Below are 24,394 nucleotides of genomic sequence, written 5' to 3'. Positions count from 1 at the left end.
AACGCAAAACCGACGGATTATTCGTCGGTTTTTTGCTATCTGGCGCACGAAGATTGCAAAATTAGTCATCGTCACTATTATTGAGCGGTCATTGTCAGAGGCGAGTGCATGGAAACCCGTAAAAAAAATAACATTGAGTTTATTCCCGTTTTTCAACGTTCTTTTTTGAAGCCGAAATACTGGGGCAACTGGCTGGCGATTGGTGCGCTGGCCGGTATGGCTATGTTACCCGCAAAAGTGCGTGATCCCCTGTTGGGTGGCCTGGGTAAGCTGGCAGGTAAGCTGGCAAAAAGCGCGCGTCGCCGCGCGTTGATCAATCTGTATTACTGCCTGCCGGAACTGAGCGAAGCCGAGCGCGAAACCATCGTCGATGAAATGTTTGCTACCGCCCCGCAGGCGATGGTGATGATGGCGGAACTCGGCATACGCAACCCGGAGCGGGTGCGTCAGCGTGTTGACTGGTTTGGTCGCGACATCATCGACCAGCTACAGGCCAATAATGAAAACGTCATTTTCCTCGTTCCGCATGGCTGGGGTGTCGATATTCCGGCGATGCTGCTGGCATCTGAAGGGCAGATGATGGCAGCGATGTTCCATAACCAGAGCGATCCACTGATGGATTATGTCTGGAATACGGTACGTCGTCGTTTTGGCGGGCGTATGCATGCGCGTAACGATGGCATCAAACCCTTTATCAGTTCCGTGCGTCAGGGCTACTGGGGTTATTATCTGCCGGATCAGGATCACGGGGCGGAACACAGCGAGTTTGTTGATTTTTTTGCCACTTACAAAGCGACATTACCGGCAGTTGGCCGCCTGATGAAAGTGTGTCGGGCGCGCGTGGTGCCATTGTTCCCGGTGTATAACAGTTCGACACATCGTCTTGAAGTCTATGTGCGGCCGCCAATGGATGATTTGCTGGAAGCGGATGATAAAACGCTGGCGCGTCGAATGAATGAAGAAGTGGAAATCTTTGTTCGCCCGCATCCGGAACAATATACCTGGATTCTCAAGCTGCTGAAGACGCGCAAAGAGGGGGATATTGAACCCTACGTGCGTAAAGATCTTTATCCCCGCAAATAACGCAAAGAACCTGTCGGGTTCATCCCGACAGGTTTAGTGATTAGAAGCGATATTGCAGACCTACCGTCACGGTGTAGTTTTTGTTAGAAATACCCGCTGCATCACCACCTACAGACGCTGACTCGCCGGTTGGCGTGTAGATAACCTGAGTGCCGCCTTTACCTTCTTCATATTTGCTGTAAGTAAATTCAGCAAATACTTTGGCATTCTCGGTGACATAGTAACCTGCATCTACAGACGCACCATAGTAACGGGAGTTGGAGGTTTTCTCGCGGAAGGTCAGGTCACGCAAATAGTGTTCGTCATTATCGTGTGCACGAACCCAATCGCTGAATTTAAACTGGGCGTTAAATTCGAAATCATTGATACGGTAATGTCCGACCAGACCAATATACGGCATGGAGAAACGCTGACTGTAACCAATTCCTGCCTGGCCATTCGGGAAGTCACCCACCAGATCGCCATTATCGTAATTATAAGAACCGCCGGTTGCCGTCCAGCTGAAACGCGTCTCCTGATAACCCGCCACCGCACCGACTTTATAATCGTCGCCCTGCAGGAACCAGCCTTTCACATTCAGGTCGTATTCATTGGCGTAATTCACATCGGTACTCGGATGTGATGAGTGATCGGTCCAGCCTGACTGGTTAGCATTCTGCCAGTCGTAATCATCCATATGACCGGAACCGGAAGCCAGAGAAGTCCAGCCACGGGCATTCAGGGTCAGGAAGGACCAGGCATCCCAGGAGATATCACCTTTCAGGATGGCGACATTTTTAATTTTCCAGTCCAGCTGGCTGATTTTACGCGCATTGCTTGTGTCATAAACCAGCTCTTTGGATTTGCCGCCCAGCATCCCCACCGAGGTGGCGACACTCAGGCTTTCTGGTGAAAAGTTTGGTGTAAATTGCGCAGACTCCGCATAAGCGGTCCCTGAAAGCGCGGCCATCATCATTACCGCAACAGCATTCTTGTTCATGTTATATCCCGTGTTTAATTAAACTAATCCTTAAACTGCGCGCACAGACTAATGTGCAGGGGAATGTCAGGCAAGTGTAAGTTTTTCGCTAAGAAAGCGTGCGATCAGAGTTCAGCAAAATTAACTAATAAAAATTTAAGTCCTGACGATAATAATCGATCGTCCTGTAGAAGGTGGAGGGCGGTGCGGATAATTTACCGATTAAGCAATAAGTTAGTTGAACAGGTAAGTTAATATTCAGGGAGGCTATGCCGGTTGGGAGGAGAGAATTAATTTTTATCGCGAATTAATTTGTCTTCATCATTCAGAACAGCATTTTATTTGCGCGACGAATTAATGGGCAATTTGCGTTATGAGAAAAACAGGTGATAAATTAGCCAAAAATAAAGTTCAACAGATGCCCATGAAATCTTTTCATCATTTTTTTTAACGTAAATTTTTTGCTGAAAATATCACCCAATACCAGGCGTTGAATTATCCGATCCGATCATCTAATACAACGCCTGTTAATTAATCAGACTTCAGTGACCTGGCTGCGGCGTTTGCGTTCTCGCAGAAACAACGTCACCAGACCGAACCACATCACACCGCTGGCGCAGTTTATCCCGCTAAACCACGGTGTGCCGCCGCTGAAATAAGCACTTTTCGCCAGCTCGATGCCGATAGCCAGCGTCAGGATACTGATCATGCCCAGCATCGCGGCAATACTGCCTTTGCCTTCATTGCTGGCGTAGAGGGTGAGACGGTACAAGCCGGCGTTGACCATCCCGGCACCAAAGGCATACAGGCTCAGACCCGCCGTCAGCAACAGATAGCTGTGGCTATTCAGCAGGTTTGCCAGCAGCGCAATGCTCAGGCCAATCAGAATCGGCCATGCGGCGAATTTCACCGGTTGCTCAATCGGCACCCGTCCCGCCAGTTTGCCCAGCGTCAGGTTCCCGGCGATCATTGCCAAAAACACCGGCAATTGCAGCAAGGCGTAATGCAGACGCGACAGACCTTCATCATGCATCAGGATCACCGGCGACAGGGCGACCCAGGTGAGTATCGGGATAAACACCAGGCCAATCGCGAAGGAGCCGTACATCACCTGCTTATCGCGTGCCAGACGACCATAGCCGCGCGCCAGGTTTGGCAGGGCAATCGAGTGACTGCGGTCACCGGCGGTTTCAGGCATGATGCGCCACAGCACGATAAAGGCCACGATGCTACAGGCGGCAAACAACCAAAACATGCTGCGCCAGTCACCGACGCTAAGCCAGGCCGCACCGGCCAGTGGACCTGCCAGCGGGGCGAGCAGCGCCACATTCGCCATTAACGCCATCATGCGCACGGCCAGCGCTTCGGCGAAAGCCTCCTGTACGGCGGCATAGCTGACCGCGCCGATAAAGCACAGGCTGATGCCCTGAATAAAGCGCAGAGTGACAAATTGCTCAATGTTCTGTACCAGGGTGGTGAGCATGCAGGCAGCGGCAAAAAACAAAATGCCGAACAGTAACACCGGACGGCGGCCATATTTGTCGGAGAGTGGACCGAGCAGCCATTGCAGTACCACTCCACCCATCAAATAGGCCGTCAGCGAAGTGGAAACCCATTCCGGCCCGACATTGAATTCACTGGTGACCAGCAACATCCCGGGTTGAATCATGTCGTGGGCGATATAGGTGGCAAACTCAAACAACACCAGCGCCAGCGGAAATAACAGCACGCGGCCGGTGAGTTGGGTTATGGGTTGAAAGCGGGCCATCTGGCCTCCTTGTCAGAGAAAATAAAACGCGACTGCCGGGGCAGTCGCGTTTTCCTTGTTGTTACAGCCGCTGTCAGTGGGCGTATTTAGTCTACGCGCAGCACCCGGCTGGTATTGGTGGTGCCGGTGGTCGCCATCACGTCGCCCTGGGTCACAATCACCAGGTCGCCGGAGACGAGGAAACCTTTGTCACGCAGCAGATTGATGGCGTCGTGAGCGGCGGCAACACCGTCGTTGTTGCTGTCGAAAAATACCGGCGTCACACCACGGTATAACGCGGTCAGATTCAGCGTACGCTCGTGACGTGACATGGCGAAGATCGGCAGGCCCGAAGTGATACGTGATGTCATCAGCGCGGTACGGCCTGATTCGGTCATGGTAATGATGGCGGTAACCCCTTGCAGGTGGTTCGCAGCATACATCGCGGACATCGCAATCGCTTCTTCGATGTTGTCGAACTGCACTTCAAGGCGGTGCTTGGACACGTTAACGCTCGGGATTTTTTCCGCGCCAAGACACACTTTCGCCATTGCCGAAACTGTTTCTGCCGGGTACTGACCTGCTGCGGTTTCAGCTGACAGCATCACCGCATCGGTACCGTCGAGCACGGCGTTCGCCACGTCCATCACTTCAGCACGGGTCGGCATCGGGTTGGTGATCATCGATTCCATCATCTGCGTTGCGGTGATAATGGTGCGGTTCAGCTGACGCGCACGACGAATCAACGCTTTCTGAATGCCGACCAGTTCCGGATCGCCAATTTCCACGCCGAGGTCACCACGCGCTACCATCACCACGTCAGAAGCGAGGATGATGTCATCCATGGCTTCCTGGGTCGCTACCGCTTCTGCGCGTTCCACTTTCGCGACCAGCTTGGCTTCGCAACCGGCATCGCGTGCTAAACGACGCGCATAGTTCATATCTTCACCACAGCGTGGGAAAGAAACGGCCAGGTAGTCTACGCCAATTTTCGCCGCAGTGAGGATATCGGCTTTATCTTTCTCGGTCAGCGCTTCGGCTGACAGGCCACCGCCCAGTTTGTTGATGCCTTTGTTATTGGAAAGCGGGCCACCCACAGTGACTTCGGTGAAGACTTTCATGCCCTGAACTTCCAGCACCTTCAACTGCACGCGCCCATCATCCAGCAGCAGAATGTCGCCTGGCACCACGTCAGCAGGCAGACCTTTGTAGTCGATACCGACTTTCTCTTTGTCGCCTTCACCTTTGCTCAGGCTGGCATCCAGCAGGAAGCGGTCGCCAACATTGAGGAATACTTTGCCTTCTTTGAAGGTCGATACACGAATTTTCGGACCCTGCAGATCGCCGAGAATGGCGACATGGCGACCCAGCTTGGCAGCAATTTCACGCACTTTATTGGCGCGTAGCTGGTGATCTTCCGGGGAACCATGGGAGAAGTTGAGTCGTACAACGTTCGCACCCGCCGCAATGATTTTTTCGAGGTTATTGTCGCGATCGGTTGCCGGGCCGAGGGTTGTAACGATCTTGGTTCTTCTGAGACGTCTGGACATGAAGGACTCCGTTGACTAAGTATCGTGCCCCTGTCATCTGGACACGTTGTGGTCACATATTCTATATGATCGATGGGCTGTGATTCGACTCACATTGTAAATGTGATGTTAATTATTTTGCCGTGCATTGATTTCTGTCTGCACTTGCTTCTCCAGGCGCGAATCTCTCAGCGCCTCTTTAACCCGTTTTAGATTCTCGCGGAAAGAGGTGCCGCGCTCAAGGGTAAAACCCGTTGCCAGGACATCGACCATGGTCAATTGCGCCAGGCGGGAAACCATCGGCAAATAGATATCAGTATCTTCCGGAACATCGAGTGTCAGTGCCAGTGTGGCTTCTGCCGCAAGCGGTGAACCGGGGGACGTGATAGCCAAAACGGTGGAAGCGTTTACACGCGCCAGGCGAGCCAGTTCTATCATATTTTTGGTTCGACCAGTATGTGATATGAGAACAAAAACGTCATTTGGTCCACTATTTATGCAACTCATGCGCTGGATCACAATATCCTCCGACCAGATGACCGGCAGATTAAAACGCAGGAATTTATTGGTGGCGTCATGGGCGACCACGGCGGAGGCGCCGAGACCAAAAAAAGCAATTTTATTGGCACGCGTCAGCGCCCGAACCGCCTGCTGAATCACCGCCATATCCAGCTGCTGGCGCACGCGATTGAGACCGGCCAGCGCCGAATCAAAGATTTTATGGCTGTAGCTCTCAACGCTGTCATTTTCTTCCACGTCCCGGCTGACCCAGTTTGGGCCTTTCGCCAGACTCTGTGCCAGTTGCAGCTTAAAATCGGGAAAGCCTCGCGTACCCATGCGGTGGCAAAAGCGGTTCACCGTGGGCTCACTTACCCCGGCGGCTGCGGCCAGCGTGGCGATGCTGGAATGCATGGCTTGCTGGGGGGCGGCAAGGATTTGCTCCGCGACTTTACGTTCCGATTTGCTCAGCGCCTGCAATTGCGCCTGAATCTGTTCCAGCATATTGATAACCCGATGACCACTCATCACTTTTGCCAATTTCATTTATGGATGAAAGGGCGCTCTGTTAACAACAATATACCGTGTAAACTGCAGTCGCACGCAGTTGCGGATAAATGTAAACGCGATTTTTTTGTCATACTTTGACCCGTGATGGGTTTTGCCCCGACAAAAGCAGAAACAGAAAAAGCGTCAAAAGCGCACGTGACAACACACGTTATTCATCAATCGCGTTCAGAGTTATCACACGTAAGCCTGTGCCCGGGTTGTTCCGGCACAGGGAAAAAAGTACATTGTGCTGTAAGAAAATTACAATAAGGACCCGGTAAATGAGGACGCTCGACCGGGTATATCCTGCAACGAGGAGAGGAAAATGGCGGTAACACAAACAGCCCAGGCATGCGATCTGGTGATTTTCGGTGCCAAAGGCGATCTTGCACGCCGGAAACTGTTGCCTTCACTGTATCAGCTGGAGAAAGCCGGTCAGATTCACGACACCACGCGCATTATCGGCGTAGGCCGCGCGGAGTGGGACAAAGACGCATACACCAAAGTGGTGCGTGAAGCGCTGGAAACCTTCATGAAAGAGAAGATCGATGAAGCGCTGTGGGACAAACTCAGCAGCCGTCTCGACTTCTGTAACCTCGACGTAAACGATACTTCGCACTTTTCTCGTCTGGGCAAAATGCTCGACCAGAAAAATCGTGTCACCATTAACTACTTCGCCATGCCGCCGAGCACTTTTGGTGCTATCTGCGATGGTCTGGGTTCAGCCAAACTGAACGCCAAACCGGCGCGTGTGGTGATGGAGAAGCCGCTTGGCACCTCGCTGGAGACCTCTCAGGAGATCAACAACAGCGTGGGCAAATACTTCGAAGAGAGCCAGGTGTTCCGTATCGACCACTATCTGGGCAAAGAAACGGTACTGAACCTGCTGGCGCTGCGATTTGCTAACTCGATCTTCGTCAACAACTGGGACAACCGCACCATCGACCACGTGCAGATTACGGTGGCTGAAGAGGTGGGTATCGAGGGCCGCTGGGGCTACTTTGATAAAGCGGGCCAGATGCGCGACATGATCCAAAACCACCTGTTGCAGATCCTCACCATGATCGCCATGTCGCCGCCATCAGACCTGAGTGCCGATGCGATTCGTGACGAAAAAGTGAAGGTGCTGCGTTCGCTGCGTCGCATCGATCAGACTAACGTGCGTGAAAAAACCGTACGTGGCCAATACACCGCCGGTTTTGTTCAGGGTAAAAAAGTACCAGGCTACCTGGAAGAAGAGGGTGCCAACAAGCAGAGCGCTACAGAAACCTTCGTGGCTATTCGTGTCGATATCGACAACTGGCGCTGGGCGGGCGTACCGTTCTACCTGCGTACCGGTAAGCGTTTGCCAACCAAGTGTTCTGAAGTGGTGGTGTACTTCAAGAACCCGGAAATGAACCTGTTCAAAGATTCCTACGCTGAACTGCCACAGAACAAGCTGACCATTCGCCTGCAGCCGGATGAAGGTGTGGATATCGAGATCCTGAACAAAGTGCCGGGTCTGGATCACAAACACAAACTGCAGACCACCAAGCTGGATCTCAGCTACTCAGAAACCTTCAATCAGTCGCATCTGGCGGATGCTTATGAGCGTCTGTTGCTGGAAACCATGCGTGGCATTCAGGCGCTGTTCGTGCGCCGCGATGAAGTCGAAGCCGCATGGACATGGGTGGATTCCATCATTGATGCATGGAACGCCGATGCGGATGCACCGAAGCCGTATCAGGCCGGTACCTGGGGACCGGTCGCCTCCGTGGCGATGATCACCCGTGACGGACGTTCCTGGAACGAATTCGAGTAAGAAACAGATAAGCCCGCGATTTAGCGGGCTTTTTTATCTGCAAATATCCCTTCAGGTCTTGTAATCTTCCAGATGAATATTGAAGGCTTTTAGCTTTCTCCACAGCGAGGTACGGCTGATCTTCAGTGCCTCGGTAATCTTCATGGCTCTCCCCTTACACTGGATGGCAGCCTGAATCAGGGCGTCCCGCTCCATATCATTAAGACTGTGCAGACCATGGGCTGGCGGCTCGACACCAATATCGCGAATTCTTTCAATCAGGGAGGAAGGAATATCTTTTGCCCGAATCATGGCGCCATCGCTGTAACTGAAGGCGCGTTCAAGCACATTACGCAATTCCCGGTTATTGCCCGGCCAGCTGTAACGCGTTAACAGTTGCAATGCATCGTCAGACAGTGACACGTTTTTACCTACCTCATGACTCATGATTTTCAGATAACGTTTGATCAGCGGTGGAATATCTTCGCTGCGTTCGCGTAACGGCGGGATATGGATATCAAACGACTGTAACTCATACAGTAAATGGCGGCGGAAGCGGTTTTCATCGACGTATTGATTGATATCGACCGTGGTGGTGGTGATGAGGCGGACATCCAGAGGTACCAGCAGCTGGTTGGCTTTGCTCAGTAGCCCGGTTTTCAGCAGTTGCAGCAGCGCGGTCTGTACTTCTGCCGTCAGATATTCGACATTCTCCAGCAGCAATGTGCCGCCTTTAGCCAGCTCGAATTTAGAAATCACATGCTTGTCACCATTAATAACGCCGCCGAGAAACTCGCTGGTCATCGCTTCACGCAGGATTGCCTGGCAGTTAATGGTGATAAAAGGCTTATCCTGACGCTCGCTGGCATTATGAATCGCCTGCGCCAGGTGCGACTTGCCCAACCCTTCTTCTCCGTGCAGCAGTACCGAACCACGTCCTTTCGCTGCCTGCTGTGCCAGACGCATCACGCGCCGAATCGCATTGGAACTGCCCACATAGTCGAGATCGTCAAAGGTCAGACGCGCCCAGACACCACTGTGGCGATGTACCAGTTCACGGATGCGATCGATGGGATGCAGCAGGGCGATATAGCGATCCGAGCTATTATTGGGGCCTTTAACGATCTTCAGGGAGATCGCCAGTGAAATAAAACTGCCATTAAATTCAATAGCGGTTTCAAACAAATCAACTTCACGGTTGTGTTCAATCGCATTAATGATGTTTTGCGGTAATTTAATAATGTCGTGGATATTTTTCCCGAGGATCTTTTCCCCTTTAACATTAAATAAATCGCTGCCGTGAATATTGAGATACAGAATGGTGCCTTTATTGTCCCAGGCCAGCACGCCTTCTTCCACGCCGTCCAGCAGCGCATGGACTTCGCTGAGATGCTGATTGGATTCGGCCAGAACCAGGTCGGTATTCAGCCTGGCGGTAATTTGTTGTTCGATGGAGTGCACCAGCGCCAGTCCCAGTGTCGGCAGGGTATCATTACCGGTTAGCAGGACAAGACCCACCGCGCCCATCACGGTGCTGTCGCTATCAAAAACCGGTGCGGCGCAAATCGTAAATGCGTGCAGGTGCCGGTTGAAATGTTCATAGCCTCTGACGCTGACCGTTTCGTGCAGCAGCAGGGCGCTGGAAACGGCATTATTGCCCATCATGCCTTCCCGCCAGTAGACACTGGCACGGATCCCCAGTGCTGCCAGGCGGGTGGTCATTGCCGGGGTGGCGTAAAATCGCAGCGTACAACCGGTTTCATCAGTAATGAAGATGGCGCAATCCGGCGTATCAAGATATTCGAATATATCCTCGATAATCGGTGAGGAGATATTAAGCATCTCCGATTTGTTGCGGCACAGCGAGTCGAAGGTGATGCCTTTGGCATAAAGTTGTGGTGGCCAGTGATCATGCCGCTGTTGTCGCCGACAACGCAGCCAGGACTCCTTCAGCCAGGGTTTAATATCGAGACGATCCAGACTGGTGAGGTTGTTAAACTCGCCGGGATCTTTGGCGACAAACGCCCGCCATATCGCTTTCATATTGAGACGCATGCGTTGCCTTCCTGCTGAAAAAGATCCAGCGATTAATATTGAGGTACGCGTCTGTCACGCGAACGTAGCGCTATATGTAGAGTATTTTGGTTCTTTCCAGGAAAAGGACGTAGCAATTTGTGACATCGATCGGCAAATATTTTTCCTCAGTTTAGTCAAGAGAGATTTATTTTTAATTGATTGTATTTAAGATGATTTTTAATTTCCCTGTGGAGGGCTGTGAAGTATCTCACATCTTTGAATACAGTATGATGGCGGTCAAATAACCCGTTTTTTCTTCAGCGTGATGTTTCTTTTTGCAACCTTCTCCGGAAAAAGACTGTTTCCGGATTGAACAAAAAAAACTTTTTTACAGCCTTTTTTCCCCTTCCTATTCTCAACTTGTTCTTGCATAAGACGACCAGCTATATCACCTGTTAATTAAAGGAAAGAAAGATGAACATCTTTTTATCAGAAATGGTCGGCACCATGCTGTTGATTCTGCTTGGCGACGGTGTGGTGGCCAACGTGGTATTAAAACAAACCAAAGGAGGAAGTAGCGGCTGGATTGTCATTACCGCAGGCTGGGGCTTTGCGGTGACAGTCGCTGTTTATGCCGTCGGCTGGGTCAGCGGCGCGCATCTCAATCCGGCGGTGACCCTGGCTGTCTGGCTCCAGGGCGGCATTCCTGCAAGCGTGGTGCCGGTTTACATTATCGGCCAGCTTGTCGGGGCGTTTCTCGGCGCGATTCTGGTCTGGCTCACCTACAAGCGCCACTATGATGTTTCCGACGATAAGGGGTTAATCCTCGCCACCTTTTGTACTGGTCCTGCCATTCGTGACTATAAATGGAACCTGGTCACCGAAATTATCGGCACTGCAATGCTAACGTTTGGCGTGCTGGCCATTTTTAACTCGCACAATGGTATTGCTGGCGGCTTCGGACCCTATGCGGTCGGTGTGCTGGTGTGGAGTATCGGCCTGTCGTTAGGTGGCCCTACCGGCTATGCGATCAACCCGGCGCGTGACCTTGGCCCGCGTCTGGCCCATGCGTTGTTGCCGATAAAAAATAAGGGTGGTTCCGACTGGGGCTATGCCTGGGTGCCGATCGTCGGTCCGTTAATCGGCGGCGCGGCTGGCTCATTATTATACACAATCTTGATTCCTGTCTTTACCACCCATTAACCGTCAGCTCCCTTGTCCGTAAGGTCCAGGCGGGGGAGGGCATACGAGGAAGGATTGATGAAAAAGTTGATCAATAAAGTCGATGATGTGGTCAGGGAACAACTGGAAGGCTTTGCTCTGGCGCATCCGGAATTAATGGTAAATACCGAACCTTTCTATGTCTGTCGTCGTACAGATAAACCGAAAGTGGCGCTGATTTCCGGTGGTGGCTCGGGACATGAACCGATGCATGGCGGATTTGTTGGTTTCGGTATGCTCGACGGTGCCTGTCCCGGACATATTTTTACCTCACCCACCCCCGATCAAATGTATGAATGTGCGCAAAAGGTCAACGGCGATAACGGTATTTTGCTGCTGATTAAAAATTACACCGGGGACATTCTCAATTTTGAAACTGCGGCTGAATTGCTGCACGGTGAAGGCATTCCGGTGCAGGTGGCGGTGATTGACGATGATGTCGCGGTCAAGGATAGCCTGTACACCGCCGGACGGCGTGGTGTTGCTACTACCGTGCTGGCGGAGAAAATACTCGGGGCGGCGGCTGAAGAAGGTTACAGCCTCGATGAATGCGTGCAGCTGGCCACACGTATTGGCAACCGGGGACGGTCGATTGGCGTGGCGTTGTCGGCCTGTACCGTTCCGGCGGCTGGCAGGGCCAGCTTTGATTTGGCCGATGATGAAATCGAGTTTGGCATTGGTATTCATGGTGAGCCGGGTATTCGTCGGGAGAAGTACAGCGATTGCGATACGTTGGTCACGGAGATGGTTAACGAAATTCTCGACAATACTCCCTACAGCCGTGTGTTACGACAATGGGACGGTGATAAAGGCGAGTGGGTGGAAAACAGCCAGACTACCGAACCACTCAATGAACAGGACAGTGTGATTGTGCTGGTCAATGGGCTGGGGGGCACGCCGTTGTCGGAACTGTATGCCGTGTATCGCAAAACGGCAGAGCTACTCATCGGGCGCAACATTCATATTGCCCGTAATCTGGTGGGGACCTTCTGCAGTTCCATCGACATGCAGGGAGTATCGATTACGTTATTGAAAGTCGATGAGGAAATGCTGACGTTGTGGGATTTTCCGGTCAGCACGCCAGCGCTACGCTGGAAAATGTAACGCGGTGTCGCGGCCTGGTCGCTGATGACGGGCCGCTTCGGCACCGGATGAAATCACTCTCCGGGGGATAACAATGGTCGTAACCAAGAAACAGGTAATTGACTGGCTGGATGCGTCGGCAGCGGTGTTTGAACAACAACAGGAGTTTCTGACCAATCTGGATCGTGAGATTGGCGATGCCGACCACGGGTTAAACATGAACCGTGGCTTCAAAAAGGTGAAAGAAAAACTGCCGACGCTGGAAGATAAGGATATCGGCACCATTTTGAAAAATACCGGCATGGTGCTGTTATCAAGTATTGGCGGTGCCAGTGGGCCGCTGTATGGCACTTTTTTCATTAAATCCGCCGAGTGCGTAATGGCGAAAGAAGAACTGACGGTGACAGATTTGTACAACATGTACCGGGAAGGGACGGATCGTATCAGCGCACGCGGTATGGCGCATCCGGGTGATAAAACCATGGTGGATACGCTGTCAGCCATTGTCACGTCGTTGCAAAACCAGCAGGAAGCGCCATTGGCAACGGCATTGAGTAGTACCTTGCAGGCTGCTGAGGCGGCAATGAAAAGCACCATTCCGATGAGGGCAGGGAAGGGACGCGCCAGTTATCTTGGCGAGCGATCCATCGGCCATCAGGACCCAGGTGCCACGTCCAGCTATCTGCTGTTTAAAACACTTTGTGAGGTTGTTGGTTAACAGTTGCAGTCCTCAATAAGGTTATGACATATGGTCAATATTGTGGTGGTTTCTCATAGCAAAAAACTGGCTGACGGGGTTGTTGAGCTGGCGTCGCAAATGACGCAGGGAAAAGTGAAGTTCGCGGTGGCGGCAGGGATGGATGACCCGGAGAATCCGATAGGCACTGACCCGGTTGCAATCATGGCGGCCATTGAGGCTGTCATGGATGACGATGTATTGGTGATGGTCGATATGGGAAGCGCGATTCTCAGTACCGATATGGCGATGGAACTGCTGGGCGAGGAGGCCATGACGCGGGTTCAGGTCTGCGCGGCACCGCTGGTGGAAGGCACTGTCGCAGCGGCGGTGGCAGCGGCGGCGGGTCAGCCCATCGGCCAGGTTATCACCGAAGCACACCAGTCGCTGGCGGCTAAATATGCCCAGCTGAATCAGAGCGACTGGCTGGCCGGTGCACCAGCGCCAGTGAGCGACACCAGCAACTATCCTTTGCACTTTTCCTGGACCATAACCAACCCGACCGGTATCCATGCCCGCCCGGCATCGGCGATTGCCCGTAGCCTGAGTCAATTCGATGCCGATGTACAGCTGGCCAACGGTGATCGCGCGCTCAACGCGAAGAGTATGAACAACGTGGCACGACTGGCTATCAAATGTGGCGATGTGATTACCCTGCATGCGCGCGGGCCGCAGGCGCAGCAGGCGATAGACGCTTTTGCTGCACTGGCCGCGACACAATTCGGTGATGAGGTGCAGGGGACCGTTGCGGTGGACGACGCGAAGAAAAAATCGCCAGCGTGGTTATCTGTCACTGTCTGCCGTATTGAACGAGGTAAGCCGCAGCTCCCGACGCTAACGGCTGAAGCAAAACCACAGGCACTTGCCCGGCTCAGCGATGCAATAACGGCCGCGCAACAGGAGCTGGCGGCATTGGTCACCACCACGGGAAAGCAATTATCTGACAAAGAGGCAGCTATTTTCTCCGCGCATCAGATGATGCTGGAAGATAGCGAACTTTATGATGCGACGTGTGAAAAGATGGACCAGCAAAGTGCGCCTGTTGAGCACCTTTGGCTGGCAACCATCAGCCAGATGGCGGATGAGTACCGGGCCATTGAGGATGCTTATTTACGCGAAAGATATGTGGATGTTTATGACGTCGGTATACGGGTACTGCGGTTGCTACTCGGGCACCCGTTATTGACCTTGCCACAGTGGCACACCCCCACGCTGATTATCGCTAATTATTTGTTGCCTTCCGAAATCATGGCGCTGGATAGTGCCTGGATTGGGGGCATTTATTTTACCGACATTGGTGTCCATTCCCACCCGGCACTGCTGGCAGCCGCACGCGGCATCCCGGTGTATATCGATAGCGCACAGCGTACCCAGGCATATCAGGATGGCACGGTGGTTAAGCTGTCTGGTGATTCCGGCGATATTTTACCGCTGTAGTGATTAAGCAGAATGAACCGTGGTTTCAAAAATACTTCGCAGCCAATAGACGCGAGTCACACGAATCTTGTATGGTACGGCTCAGGAACATCCCACAGACCAGGCTCATGGTCTGACTGAAACCCCCTTAGGAAACGTGATGAAAAACTGGAAAACAAGTGCAGAACAGATCCTGACAACCGGACCGGTCGTACCGGTCATCGTGGTGAACAAACTCGAACACGCTGTGCCGATGGCAAAAGCGCTGGTTGCGGGTGGTGTGCGTGTGCTGGAAGTGACCCTGCGTACCCCTGTCGCGATGGATGCGTTACGCGCCATGATTAAAGAAGTCCCCGAGGCGATTGTCGGGGCGGGTACCGTTATCAATCCTCAGCAATTGAAAGAAGTGACCGATGCTGGTGCACAGTTCGTGATAAGCCCGGGCATTACCGAGCCGTTGCTGCGTGCCGCAGTAGAAGGGCCGGTGCCGTTAATCCCGGGTATCAGCACTGTCTCTGAGCTGATGACCGGTATGGATTACGGTCTGCGTGAGTTTAAATTCTTCCCGGCAGAAGCGAATGGCGGGGTGAAAGCGCTACAGGCTATCGGCGGACCTTTCCCGCAGGTGCGTTTCTGCCCGACGGGTGGCATTTCACCGGCAAACTACCGTGATTATCTGGCGCTGAAAAGCGTGCTGTGCATCGGAGGCTCCTGGCTGGTGCCAAACGATGCGCTGGAAGCAGGCGACTGGGATCGTATTACGCGCCTGGCGCAAGAGGCGGTGGCTGGCACTAAGTAAGCCATAATCGCTCTCCGTTACCGGCAGTGCGCTGCCGGTACATCAATTCTCACTGTTGCTGGCAAACGTTGTTTTAAGCCGTTCAATAAACAAGCGTGTTTTGGTATTTACATACTTTGCATTGGGTGTAATGGCGTGCATTGGAAGCGTTGGGCAAGCCCATGCGGGTAAAACCTGGACTAACTCACCGCTTGAAAGATGGCGATTAAAAACAAAAGCCGGGCCATAAGCGATCCCGGCATGTGCCAGCGCGACTTCCAGCATGATCGCGGTATTGTTGGCGAGAAAACGTCGTTTATCATCTGCCTGAATCCATCCCTGTTTATCATCATAAAAATGCCAGGGCGCGGCATTATGGTTACCCAGGTAACCTATCAGCGTATGACTGTGTAGTTCAGCCGGTGTCGCCGGCGCACCCGCAACGGCCAGATAGGCTGGGGTGGCACAGGCCAGTAATGGGCAATCCGCAATTTTTCGCGCAATTAACTCTGAGTCGGATAGATGACCGATACGGAGCGCCAAATCGATACCATCCTCCACTAAATCGATGAAGCGATCCTGTAACTGCAGTGTAATGTTTACCGCAGGAAAATCGGCCAGAAACTGTGCAATCAACGGGCCGAGATACAAGGTACCAAAAGTCACAGGGGCTGCGATACGTAAGGTTCCGGTTGGATTACTTTGTATGTCTGCCGCTTCACGATTGGCCTCTGTCCAGGCTTCAAGAATATGTTTGCTGCTGGTCATGTATTTTTGCCCAGCGTCGGTCAGACTTAACCGCTGCGTCGTGCGTTCAACCAATCTCGCGGCAACCCTTTGCTCCAGTGAGGCGAGATAACGGCCAGCCATTACTGCTGATAACCCAAGTTTTCTTGCCGCCGCCGCGATGCTGCCTTCTTCCACTGCGGCCACGAATACTGCCAGCTCTGTGAAGCGATCCATAATTTCCCGTGCGTATTTTAAGTATGTAATCTATGAACCATGACGATCATTCCCTATTTAAATGTAATGACGCAAGATCTGTCGCAACAAAATGAACATTTCTCTAAACAGGAGGGAAAATGAAAATTATTGCGAACGGTGTTGAGCTGAATATTACAGAATATGGTCAAGGGGAGACTGCCCTGGTGTTTCTGCATTTCTGGGGTGGATCGTCTTTGACATGGCAGGGAGTCATGGCTCGTTTGAGCGAGGATTTTCGTTGTGTCGCCATTGATGCACGCGGCGCTGGCGCTTCTGCTGCACCTGCCAGTGGCTATAATACTGGCGATCATGCTGATGATGTACAGGCGGTGATTCAGACTCTGGAATTACAACGCTATATCCTGGTGGGGCATTCTATGGGAGGAAAAGTCGCACAGTTGATTGCCAGCCGCCACCCGCAGGGACTGTCTGGTGTGGTGCTGGTTGCCTCATCACCACTTGCGCCCATGTCTATCAGTGACGAGCAGAGGGAAATGATGCGTACGGCTTATGCCAGTGAAGAAGCGGCTCGCTGGACAGTGGAAAATATTCTGATTGCCTCGCCGATCGCGACAGAAGCGAAGCAACAGCTTATTCAGGATGCATTGCGTATGGACCCTTTAGCGGTCAGTGGCTGGCTCGATAGCAGTTCAAAAGAGGATTTGCACGCGGTGGCCTCTGCCATAAGGGTACCGGTGGTGGTAGTGACAGGGGAGCGTGATCAGGTTGACCCACTGACAGTGGTGGAAAGACAAATCGCCGTGCACTTTCCCGGCGCGCCATTGCATATTCTTCCAGATAAAGGGCACCTGTTACCACTTGAAGCGGCATCTGAAGTCGCCGACATCGTGCGCAATTTTACGGCAACCGTGCGATAAAGTTAACAGCGGTGAGCACAAGGCTCACCGCTTCAGGAATTAACCTTCAACTTTCACTGCAGCCGCGCTGGCAATGGCGCGGGCGATGGCATCATCGGTATTTTCACCTGTAGCGAGCGCGACACCCAGGCGACGCTGGCCCGCAATTTCCGGCTTGCCAAACAGGCGCAGTTGCAGACCAGCACCCAGCGCCGCTTCGACATTAACGAAACGCACATTGTTGCTTTCCAGCTGCGGCAGGATCACCGCCGAGGCCGCCGGGCCATACTGGCGAATGCCGCCAATCGGCAGGCCGAGGAAGGCACGCACATGCAACGCGAACTCTGACAGGTCCTGTGAAATCAGCGTCACCATACCGGTATCGTGCGGGCGTGGTGAGACTTCGCTAAAGATGACCTCATCACCGCAGACAAACAACTCCACACCAAACAGGCCGTAGCCGCCCAGTGCTTTCACCACTTTCTCGGCGATGTCCTGGGCGCGTTGCAGCGCCAGATCGCTCATCTGCTGCGGCTGCCAGGATTCACGATAATCGCCGTCTTCCTGGCGATGACCGATCGGGGCGCAGAAATGAATGCCATCCACAGCGCTGATGGTCAGCAGGGTGATTTCGAAATCAAACTTCACCACACCTTCAACAATCACGCGACCGGCACCGGCACGACCACCCTGCTGAGCGTAATCCCATGCTTTGTCCAGCTGGCTTGCATCACGAATAAAGCTCTGACCCTTGCCTGATGAACTCATCACCGGCTTCACGATGCATGGGAAGCCGATGGTGTCAGCGGCGGCGACAAAGTTTTCTTTGCTATCGGCAAACTGGTAGGTGGACGTCGGCAATGCCAGTTCTTCCGCCGCCAGGCGACGAATGCCTTCGCGGTTCATGGTCAGACGTGCCGCGCGCGCGGTAGGCACCACTTTTTGTCCCTGAAGCTCCAGTTCCAGCAATTTTTCCGTGGCAATAGCCTCAATTTCCGGCACCACAAAATCGGGTTTTTCCTGAGCAATCAGCGCGGCCAGTGCATCACCATCCAGCATGTTAATCACATGGCTGCGATGGGCAACGTGCATGGCCGGGGCATCGGCGTAGCGATCGACAGCAATCACTTCCACACCAAGACGTTGGCACTCCAGTGCCACTTCTTTGCCCAGCTCGCCTGAACCTAACAGCATGACACGCGTTGCGGCAGGACGCAGCGCGGTTCCGAGAGTCGTCATAATTTCACCTTAGCAGTCAAAATGCGCGCGCAGTATATACGAAAACGTTTGCGTTCTCACCTTTTCCCCCTGATAAGGTTTGCCTTACTTTTCTCCGCTCTGACATTTCCTGACATCTTCTGCGGCAGCATGTGAAACTGGAATCCTAAACAGGAGTTAAACGATGAATAACTGGCTGCAGCAAATTCAATCGGTACTGAAAAAGCAGGGAGGCGCGGGTCAGGGGAGTGGCCTCAGTGACATGCTGGCACCCGGCGCGTTAGGTGGGCTGGCAGGATTGCTGATCGCGAGTAAATCTTCACGCAAGCTGCTGACCAAATACGGCGGAAAAGCGTTAATTATTGGTGGTAGCGCGGCAGCGGGTGCCGTGCTGTGGAACAAATACAAACAGCGGGTGAGTGAAAGCCATCAGAATGAAGCGGGTTATGGTCAGTTGCAAACACCGCTGGACCAGCGCGCAGCACGTCTGGTGACCGCGCTGGTATTTGCGGCCAAAAGTGACGGACATATTGACGATCGTGAACGTGCGACCATCGAACAAAATATTCAGCAGGCTGGCTATGGCGCGCAGGCGGAAGCGCTGATTCAACAGGCGATGAATCGCCCGCTGGATCCGCACTGGTTGGCTGCGGATGTAAAAAATGAGGAAGAGGCACTGGAACTCTACTTCCTCAGCTGCGCAGCCATTGATCTCGACCATTTTATGGAGCGCAGCTACCTCTCTGCGTTGGGGGATGCATTAAAAATCCCCCAGGATGTCCGCGAGGAAATGCAAAAAGATCTTATTGCGGAGAAAGCGACACTCCCCGCCAGTTAACCTGCTCAGGCCACATCAGTGGCCTTCGTTTACATTTTCCTGCCAGCTAATGGCTTGGCTTCGCGCTCAATCGGTGCCACGCTTGCAGAATGTTGTCTCTTCAGGGAAATGAACAATGATAAATCAGCCCAAGGCCAAAAAAATCCCCCATCAAATGACGCTGCACGGGGAAACGCGCACGGACAATTACTTCTGGTTGCGTGACGATGATCGGCAAAACCCCGAGGTGCTCGACTATCTGCATGCCGAAAATGATTACGGCAAAGCGATGATGGCATCACAGACACACCTGCAGGAGCGGGTGCTGAAGGAGATCATTGACCGCATTCCGCAGCAGGATCATTCCGTACCCTATGTCAAAAATGGCTATCGTTACCAAAGCCGTTATGAAAGCGGCAATGAATACGCAGCTTATTATCGCCAACCCAAAGAGGCTGGCACCGATGCGGAGTGGCAACTGCTGCTGGATGGCAACCAGCGTGCATCGCACAGTGACTTCTACACCATGGGCGCGCTGGCAATAAGCCCTGATAATCAGGTGATGGCGCTGGCGGAAGATTTCCTCTCACGCCGCCAGTACGGAGTCCGTTTTCGTAATCTGCAGAGCGGCAGCTGGTACCCCGAGGTGTTAAGCGATGCATCGTCCAGCCTGGCGTGGGCCAATGATTCACGTACTATCTATTATGTGCGCAAACACCCGCAAACCTTGCTGGCTTATCAAGTCTGGCGTCATGAACTGGGTCATCCACAATCTGATGACCAGCTGGTTTATGAGGAAAAGGATGATACCTTCCACCTTAGCGTGCACAAAACCACCTCCGAACACTTTATTCTGATCGCGTTATTTAGCACCACCACCAGTGAAATCCAGCTGATTGATGCGGAGTATCCTGATGCACAGCCCCAGGTGTTTTGTCCGCGCCGACGCGATCATGAGTACACCGTTGATCACTACAATCATCAGTTCTACATCCGCTCCAATCGCGAGGGTAAAAACTTTGGTTTATACCGCAGCGCCTGGCTGGCGGAGCATCGCTGGAAAACGCTGATCCCGGCGCGCGAGCAGGTGGTGCTGGAGGATTTTCAGCTGTTTACGCATTGGCTGGTGGTTGAGGAGCGTTCCCGCGGCGTTACCAGCCTGCGGCAGATCCACTGGGAAAGCGGAGAAAGCACCGGCATCGCGTTTGATGACCCAACGTATGTCACCTGGCTGGCCTACAATCCCTCACCGGACAGCGATACGTTGCGCTATGGCTACTCGTCAATGACCACGCCAACTACCCTGTTCGAACTGAATATGGAAAGCGGCGAACGTCGGGTGTTAAAGCAAACGCCGGTACCGGGCTTTAATCCTGACGACTACAAAAGTGAACATCACTGGATCACCGTTCGTGATGGCACCGAAGTTCCGGTTTCGCTGGTGTATCATCGCCAGCATTTCCAGCCTGACAACAATCCGTTGCTGGTATACGGCTATGGCGCTTATGGCAGCAGTATGGACGCCAGCTTTGGCACCAGCCGCATCAGCCTGCTGGAACGTGGATTTGTCTATGCGATTATCCATGTGCGCGGCGGTGGTGAACTGGGGCAGCAGTGGTATGACGATGGCAGGCTGCACAACAAGATCAATAGCTTCACTGATTTTATTGATGTGACGGAAGCCCTGGTGGCAAAAGGATTTGGTCACCCGCAACAGCTGTATGCCATGGGGGGCAGTGCTGGAGGCTTACTGATGGGGGCGGTGATTAATATGGCGCCGCAGCTCTACCACGGCGTAGTGGCGCAGGTGCCGTTTGTTGATGTGGTGACGACCATGCTCGATCCCTCTATTCCCCTGACCACCGGGGAATACGATGAGTGGGGCAACCCCGAACAGGCGGAGTATTATCACACCATTAGCCAGTACAGCCCCTATGACAATGTGGCTGCGCAAGCTTATCCACATCTGCTGGTGACCACCGGCCTGCATGATTCACAGGTGCAATACTGGGAACCGGCGAAATGGGTGGCGAAACTGCGTGAGCTAAAAACCAATGATACGTTGCTGCTGCTGTGCACGGATATGGATTCCGGCCACGGCGGAAAGTCGGGGCGCTTTAAATCCTATGAAGGGGTGGCGCTGGAATTTAGTTTCCTGATTGGCCTGGCACAGGGTGTGTTACCCGATCACAGCGACTACTGACCCGTCTTCACGTATTTACGCAGCGCCTGCCGCAACGGTGGGCGCAAATCGCGCACGTTCTCCAGCACCCAGCGCAGATAGCCAGGATCTTTGCGTGCAATGCTACCGATGCTCTGTCCGCGATATTTGCCAAAGGGGAAAACATCATCGGCGACCGGTGCGGGTTGGCAGCGACTCACCATTTGTGCCGCGTCCCAGCCGGATTTTTCCATAATGTGAATCAGCAAGGCGGCGGTGATATAGCAGTCATACAACGCGCGGTGCGCATGCAAATCAGCGGGTGGTGTCACATCCAACTTCAGGCTATGGCGCAGCGCCAGGTTGCCATATTTCTGGCCGGGCCACAGCTGGCGCGCCAGCGTCATGGTGCAAATCCATTCACCAGGCATTTCCGGCAGCATCCGACGATCAAAGCTGGCATTATGCGCGACATAATGGGCGCTGCCATGATAACGGCCAATCGCCTGTTCAATGGGCGGTTTATCCGCCACCATGGCTTCGGTGATGCGATGCACCGCCATTGCTTCACGGCTGATAGGACGATCCGGGCAAACCAAATCACTCATCGGATTGAGGATTTGTCCGTCAATAACGTCTACCGACGCCACCTCGACCACGCCACCCTGCAAACCGCAAGTTTCGGTATCGATAACTCGTAACATAGGTTATTTCTGTTTCGGTTCGTAAGGCAGGCGGGAAAGGCTGAGTGACGCCTGGCGATAATGCATCAAACGCTGGCGAAACCACTCACGTAGCGCTTGCGGTTGCTCCCGCTCCACCAAATCGGCGACGACCGGCATATTGTAGCGCTCTTTGAAAGCCACTCCGGCGGCAGCCAGATCGACATTCACTTTGTCTTTCTCTTCCTGCGACAGCAGGGCAAGGTTTTGACTCATGCTTTTCTCCTGTTAACAGGGGCAAAAGTAATGTTTTCATCGTTAAGGATCAAGGGAAAAGGGATCGCATTGCAGGTCTCGACACCCGAAGATCAGCAGCGTATCCTGCTGCCACGCCTGCGGTGGATTGCCGCAATAAAGAGATGACCTGATGAAGAAGACGACCTTAACCCGCATTGCGGCGCTGTTGCTGGCATCATCCACGCTGGCATTTAGTCAGTTTGCCCTGGCCCATGCTCACCTTAAAACGCCGGTTCCAGCTGACAAATCAACCGTTGAAACCTCACCGCAAGCGCTAACGCTGACCTTTACGGAAGATGTTGAACCCGCTTTTAGTGGCGTGGAGATCCGTAATGCGCAGAATCAGGTCGTGCCAGCAGATAAGGCCACGCTCAATGATAAGCAACATGATCAGCTGATTGTTCCGCTCAGTCAGCCGCTGCCTGCCGGCAGCTATCAGGTAAACTGGCACGTGCTCTCGGTAGATGGTCATAAAACCAAAGGCAGTTATACATTTAGCGTGAAATAATGAGCCTGGGTACGCTGTGGATCAGCCTGCGGGTATTCCACTTTCTATCCGCGTTGTTGCTCACCGGCAGCGCGTTCTACACCGCACTGCTGGCACCGAAGCGTTTCCGTCCAATACTGGCGCAACGCCTGTCAGCCATCCTGAAGTTAAGTGCGGTAGTAAGTTTATTCAGCGCCGTGCTGATGCTCGCGACGCAAACGGGCCTGATGAGTGGTGACTGGCATAACGTTGTAGATAGCGATACCTGGCTGGCGGTTTTAGCGACGCGTTTTGGCCAGGTGTGGCGCTGGGAGATCCTGTTTGCCTTACTCAGCGTGCTGGCATTCCTGCTGCGCGGCAACGTGCGACAGCAATTGTTGTTGCTGACCGGATTATTGCAGCTGATCACGTTAGCCGGGGTAGGGCATGCTGCGATGCACGATGGCTGGCAGGGTACGTTGCAACAAACCAATCATGCATTACATCTGATATCGGCAGCATTCTGGAGTGGGGGCCTGCTGCCACTGCTGCTGCTGATGCGTGAAGCCCGCAAGATAGCGCACCGCACCGATGCCATCCGCAGCATGATGCGTTTTTCCCGCTATGGGCATTTAGCCGTAGCGCTGGCGTTGTTAACGGGCATTTTCAATAGCCTGTTGATTGCCGGCCCACCGCTGCAATGGCACCAAACGCCGTGGAGTGAGTTGCTGATTGCTAAGGTGTTGTTAGTAATGTTGATGGTGACCGTTGCGGTGATCAACCGTTACTGGCTGGTGCCGCGTTTTCGCCTGGCGGGCAGTCGCGCAGCCACAATTTTTATTCGCCTGACGCAGTTTGAACTGCTGTTGGCGGTTGTTGTTATCGGGCTGGTTAGCGTGTTTGCCACGCTGGCTCCAGCCTGAATCATCTATACCGATTGAATGTATGAGGACGACATTTTGCTGAAGAAACTGATTCCAGCTTGTGTGCTGCTGACCCTGTGCAGCCAGGCGATGGCGGCACAGATTATTACCATCAGCCGTTTTGAGATTGGCAAAGACAAATGGCCGTTCACGCGTGAAGAAGTGATGCTGAGCTGTGAGAAGGATGGTGCGTTGTTCGCCATCAACCCCAGCACGCTGTTGCAGTACCCGTTGAATGACAAAGCCGAAGCAAACCAGAAATCGGGCCGTGGCACCACGGAATCCATCAGTTCAATTCAGACGGAAGACAAAGCCCACCCGGGACAGAAGATGAGTCTCGAGCCAATTATCGCCCGCGCTCAGGCGCTGTGCAGTCAGTAATTCCTGTCTGAGAGGCGTGGCAACCCGCTACGCCACCTTCCTGCGCTATTCTGCCGTCGCGATCACAGAGTCGGCAGCTTTCCTTCCCTGATGTGATGGTTGGCTGGAAAATAATCACCTGTGGTCTACCTTTAAAAGGCAAGGCGACCTCGCCTGCATTAATGCCAACTTTTAGCGCACGGCTCTTCAAGAGCCATTTCCCTGGACCGGATACAGGAATCGTATTCGGTCTTT

At 53.2% G+C, this 24,394-nt stretch carries 22 protein-coding genes; 13 read left to right on the top strand and 9 right to left on the bottom strand.

What is annotated here, in order from left to right; genetic code table 11:
- Positions 1-108 precede the first annotated feature (108 nt).
- Complete coding sequence (gene lpxM / locus PW844_RS11135; protein ID WP_299451580.1) at positions 109-1,083, top strand: lauroyl-Kdo(2)-lipid IV(A) myristoyltransferase; 975 nt, start codon at positions 109-111, stop codon at positions 1,081-1,083.
- 40 nt (positions 1,084-1,123) lie between these two features.
- On the opposite strand, the gene PW844_RS11130 is transcribed toward lpxM, so the two are convergent.
- From PW844_RS11130 to PW844_RS11115, 4 genes are all read right to left on the bottom strand, one after another.
- Positions 1,124-2,062 carry an omptin family outer membrane protease gene (locus tag PW844_RS11130; RefSeq protein ID WP_299451579.1) on the bottom strand — a complete coding sequence of 313 codons (939 nt, stop codon included), beginning with the start codon at positions 2,060-2,062 and terminating at the stop codon, positions 1,124-1,126.
- A gap of 514 nt (positions 2,063-2,576) precedes the next feature.
- Positions 2,577-3,809, bottom strand: a complete 1,233-nt coding sequence (locus PW844_RS11125) for an MFS transporter (RefSeq protein WP_299451578.1) — start codon at positions 3,807-3,809, stop codon at positions 2,577-2,579.
- A gap of 86 nt (positions 3,810-3,895) precedes the next feature.
- On the bottom strand, positions 3,896-5,338 hold the full coding sequence (gene pyk, locus PW844_RS11120) for a pyruvate kinase (RefSeq protein WP_084875375.1): 1,443 nt from the start codon (positions 5,336-5,338) through the stop codon (positions 3,896-3,898).
- Positions 5,339-5,446: 108 nt separating this feature from the next.
- A complete protein-coding gene (locus PW844_RS11115; RefSeq protein WP_299451701.1) occupies positions 5,447-6,325 on the bottom strand; it encodes a MurR/RpiR family transcriptional regulator in 879 nt (292 codons plus the stop codon).
- Positions 6,326-6,689: 364 nt separating this feature from the next.
- Here PW844_RS11115 and zwf point away from each other — a divergent pair, with 364 nt between their 5' ends.
- On the top strand, positions 6,690-8,165 hold the full coding sequence (gene zwf, locus PW844_RS11110; protein WP_299451576.1) for a glucose-6-phosphate dehydrogenase: 1,476 nt from the start codon (positions 6,690-6,692) through the stop codon (positions 8,163-8,165).
- Positions 8,166-8,216: 51 nt separating this feature from the next.
- Here zwf and dhaR read toward each other — a convergent pair whose 3' ends face one another.
- Positions 8,217-10,199: a dihydroxyacetone kinase operon transcriptional regulator DhaR gene (gene dhaR / locus PW844_RS11105; protein WP_299451574.1), complete on the bottom strand. Its 1,983-nt coding sequence runs from the start codon at positions 10,197-10,199 to the stop codon at positions 8,217-8,219.
- Between the two features lie 435 nt (positions 10,200-10,634).
- On the opposite strand from dhaR, the gene PW844_RS11100 reads away from it, so the two are divergent.
- The 5 genes from PW844_RS11100 (at position 10,635) to PW844_RS11080 (ending at position 15,415) form a co-directional block, all read left to right on the top strand.
- Entirely contained in the window at positions 10,635-11,363 is a 729-nt protein-coding gene (locus tag PW844_RS11100) for an MIP/aquaporin family protein (RefSeq protein WP_299451573.1), read from the top strand.
- 57 nt (positions 11,364-11,420) lie between these two features.
- Positions 11,421-12,485, top strand: coding sequence for a dihydroxyacetone kinase subunit DhaK (dhaK, locus tag PW844_RS11095; RefSeq protein ID WP_299451571.1), 1,065 nt, complete (start codon positions 11,421-11,423; stop codon positions 12,483-12,485).
- Positions 12,486-12,558: 73 nt separating this feature from the next.
- Positions 12,559-13,182 (top strand): dihydroxyacetone kinase subunit DhaL, encoded by a 624-nt coding sequence (gene dhaL, locus PW844_RS11090; protein ID WP_299451570.1) that lies wholly within the window; start codon positions 12,559-12,561, stop codon positions 13,180-13,182.
- Between the two features lie 30 nt (positions 13,183-13,212).
- Positions 13,213-14,637, top strand: coding sequence for a dihydroxyacetone kinase phosphoryl donor subunit DhaM (dhaM, locus tag PW844_RS11085; RefSeq protein WP_299451569.1), 1,425 nt, complete (start codon positions 13,213-13,215; stop codon positions 14,635-14,637).
- Positions 14,638-14,776: 139 nt separating this feature from the next.
- Positions 14,777-15,415 carry a bifunctional 4-hydroxy-2-oxoglutarate aldolase/2-dehydro-3-deoxy-phosphogluconate aldolase gene (locus tag PW844_RS11080; protein WP_299451567.1) on the top strand — a complete coding sequence of 213 codons (639 nt, stop codon included), beginning with the start codon at positions 14,777-14,779 and terminating at the stop codon, positions 15,413-15,415.
- Between the two features lie 42 nt (positions 15,416-15,457).
- Here the strand turns inward: PW844_RS11080 and PW844_RS11075 are convergent, their stop codons facing one another.
- Entirely contained in the window at positions 15,458-16,357 is a 900-nt protein-coding gene (locus PW844_RS11075; protein WP_299451565.1) for a LysR family transcriptional regulator, read from the bottom strand.
- Between the two features lie 119 nt (positions 16,358-16,476).
- Here PW844_RS11075 and PW844_RS11070 point away from each other — a divergent pair, with 119 nt between their 5' ends.
- Positions 16,477-17,256, top strand: a complete 780-nt coding sequence (locus PW844_RS11070) for an alpha/beta hydrolase (protein ID WP_299451564.1) — start codon at positions 16,477-16,479, stop codon at positions 17,254-17,256.
- A 39-nt stretch (positions 17,257-17,295) separates the two neighbouring features.
- On the opposite strand, the gene purT is transcribed toward PW844_RS11070, so the two are convergent.
- The gene (gene purT, locus PW844_RS11065) at positions 17,296-18,474 is read right to left on the bottom strand and encodes a formate-dependent phosphoribosylglycinamide formyltransferase (protein ID WP_299451563.1); all 1,179 of its coding nucleotides are present in this window, start codon (positions 18,472-18,474) and stop codon (positions 17,296-17,298) included.
- 163 nt (positions 18,475-18,637) lie between these two features.
- Between purT and PW844_RS11060 the strand changes: the two genes are divergently transcribed.
- Together PW844_RS11060 and PW844_RS11055 are read left to right on the top strand one after the other, a co-directional pair.
- Positions 18,638-19,291: a DUF533 domain-containing protein gene (locus PW844_RS11060; RefSeq protein WP_299451562.1), complete on the top strand. Its 654-nt coding sequence runs from the start codon at positions 18,638-18,640 to the stop codon at positions 19,289-19,291.
- A 118-nt stretch (positions 19,292-19,409) separates the two neighbouring features.
- Positions 19,410-21,473, top strand: a complete 2,064-nt coding sequence (locus PW844_RS11055) for a prolyl oligopeptidase family serine peptidase (protein WP_299451700.1) — start codon at positions 19,410-19,412, stop codon at positions 21,471-21,473.
- Here PW844_RS11055 and exoX read toward each other — a convergent pair.
- Together exoX and PW844_RS11045 are read right to left on the bottom strand one after the other, a co-directional pair.
- Positions 21,467-22,135 (bottom strand): exodeoxyribonuclease X, encoded by a 669-nt coding sequence (exoX, locus tag PW844_RS11050; RefSeq protein ID WP_299451561.1) that lies wholly within the window; start codon positions 22,133-22,135, stop codon positions 21,467-21,469. The two genes, PW844_RS11055 and exoX, sit on opposite strands and share 7 nt — an antisense overlap.
- A gap of 3 nt (positions 22,136-22,138) precedes the next feature.
- Entirely contained in the window at positions 22,139-22,369 is a 231-nt protein-coding gene (locus PW844_RS11045; protein WP_084875343.1) for a DNA polymerase III subunit theta, read from the bottom strand.
- A 151-nt stretch (positions 22,370-22,520) separates the two neighbouring features.
- On the opposite strand from PW844_RS11045, the gene copC reads away from it, so the two are divergent.
- From copC to PW844_RS11030, 3 genes are read left to right on the top strand one after another with little or no spacing between them, the layout of a single operon-like run.
- Positions 22,521-22,898, top strand: a complete 378-nt coding sequence (gene copC / locus PW844_RS11040; protein ID WP_299451558.1) for a copper homeostasis periplasmic binding protein CopC — start codon at positions 22,521-22,523, stop codon at positions 22,896-22,898.
- On the top strand, positions 22,898-23,779 hold the full coding sequence (copD, locus tag PW844_RS11035; protein ID WP_299451556.1) for a copper homeostasis membrane protein CopD: 882 nt from the start codon (positions 22,898-22,900) through the stop codon (positions 23,777-23,779). The genes copC and copD overlap by 1 nt, the downstream gene beginning before the upstream one ends.
- A gap of 33 nt (positions 23,780-23,812) precedes the next feature.
- Positions 23,813-24,160 carry a YebY family protein gene (locus PW844_RS11030; protein WP_299451698.1) on the top strand — a complete coding sequence of 116 codons (348 nt, stop codon included), beginning with the start codon at positions 23,813-23,815 and terminating at the stop codon, positions 24,158-24,160.
- Positions 24,161-24,394: the final 234 nt, after the last annotated feature.

Source organism: Pantoea sp. (genome assembly GCF_028283705.1).
Lineage (GTDB): Bacteria > Pseudomonadota > Gammaproteobacteria > Enterobacterales > Enterobacteriaceae > Pantoea.
Note: the sequence above shows the minus strand (reverse complement) of the source record. Positions and strands in the feature narration are given on the sequence as shown.

Coding starts and splice junctions, on each gene's coding strand:
- dhaM (WP_299451569.1), top strand. CDS start 13,213: ATGGTCAATATTGTGGTGGTTTCTCATAGCAAAAAACTGGCTGACGGG.
- PW844_RS11125 (WP_299451578.1), bottom strand. CDS start 3,809: ATGGCCCGCTTTCAACCCATAACCCAACTCACCGGCCGCGTGCTGTTA.
- copD (WP_299451556.1), top strand. CDS start 22,898: ATGAGCCTGGGTACGCTGTGGATCAGCCTGCGGGTATTCCACTTTCTA.
- lpxM (WP_299451580.1), top strand. CDS start 109: ATGGAAACCCGTAAAAAAAATAACATTGAGTTTATTCCCGTTTTTCAA.
- PW844_RS11075 (WP_299451565.1), bottom strand. CDS start 16,357: ATGGATCGCTTCACAGAGCTGGCAGTATTCGTGGCCGCAGTGGAAGAA.
- zwf (WP_299451576.1), top strand. CDS start 6,690: ATGGCGGTAACACAAACAGCCCAGGCATGCGATCTGGTGATTTTCGGT.
- purT (WP_299451563.1), bottom strand. CDS start 18,474: ATGACGACTCTCGGAACCGCGCTGCGTCCTGCCGCAACGCGTGTCATG.
- copC (WP_299451558.1), top strand. CDS start 22,521: ATGAAGAAGACGACCTTAACCCGCATTGCGGCGCTGTTGCTGGCATCA.
- dhaK (WP_299451571.1), top strand. CDS start 11,421: ATGAAAAAGTTGATCAATAAAGTCGATGATGTGGTCAGGGAACAACTG.
- dhaR (WP_299451574.1), bottom strand. CDS start 10,199: ATGCGTCTCAATATGAAAGCGATATGGCGGGCGTTTGTCGCCAAAGAT.
- exoX (WP_299451561.1), bottom strand. CDS start 22,135: ATGTTACGAGTTATCGATACCGAAACTTGCGGTTTGCAGGGTGGCGTG.
- PW844_RS11080 (WP_299451567.1), top strand. CDS start 14,777: ATGAAAAACTGGAAAACAAGTGCAGAACAGATCCTGACAACCGGACCG.
- PW844_RS11130 (WP_299451579.1), bottom strand. CDS start 2,062: ATGAACAAGAATGCTGTTGCGGTAATGATGATGGCCGCGCTTTCAGGG.
- PW844_RS11070 (WP_299451564.1), top strand. CDS start 16,477: ATGAAAATTATTGCGAACGGTGTTGAGCTGAATATTACAGAATATGGT.
- dhaL (WP_299451570.1), top strand. CDS start 12,559: ATGGTCGTAACCAAGAAACAGGTAATTGACTGGCTGGATGCGTCGGCA.
- PW844_RS11045 (WP_084875343.1), bottom strand. CDS start 22,369: ATGAGTCAAAACCTTGCCCTGCTGTCGCAGGAAGAGAAAGACAAAGTG.
- PW844_RS11100 (WP_299451573.1), top strand. CDS start 10,635: ATGAACATCTTTTTATCAGAAATGGTCGGCACCATGCTGTTGATTCTG.
- PW844_RS11060 (WP_299451562.1), top strand. CDS start 18,638: ATGAATAACTGGCTGCAGCAAATTCAATCGGTACTGAAAAAGCAGGGA.
- pyk (WP_084875375.1), bottom strand. CDS start 5,338: ATGTCCAGACGTCTCAGAAGAACCAAGATCGTTACAACCCTCGGCCCG.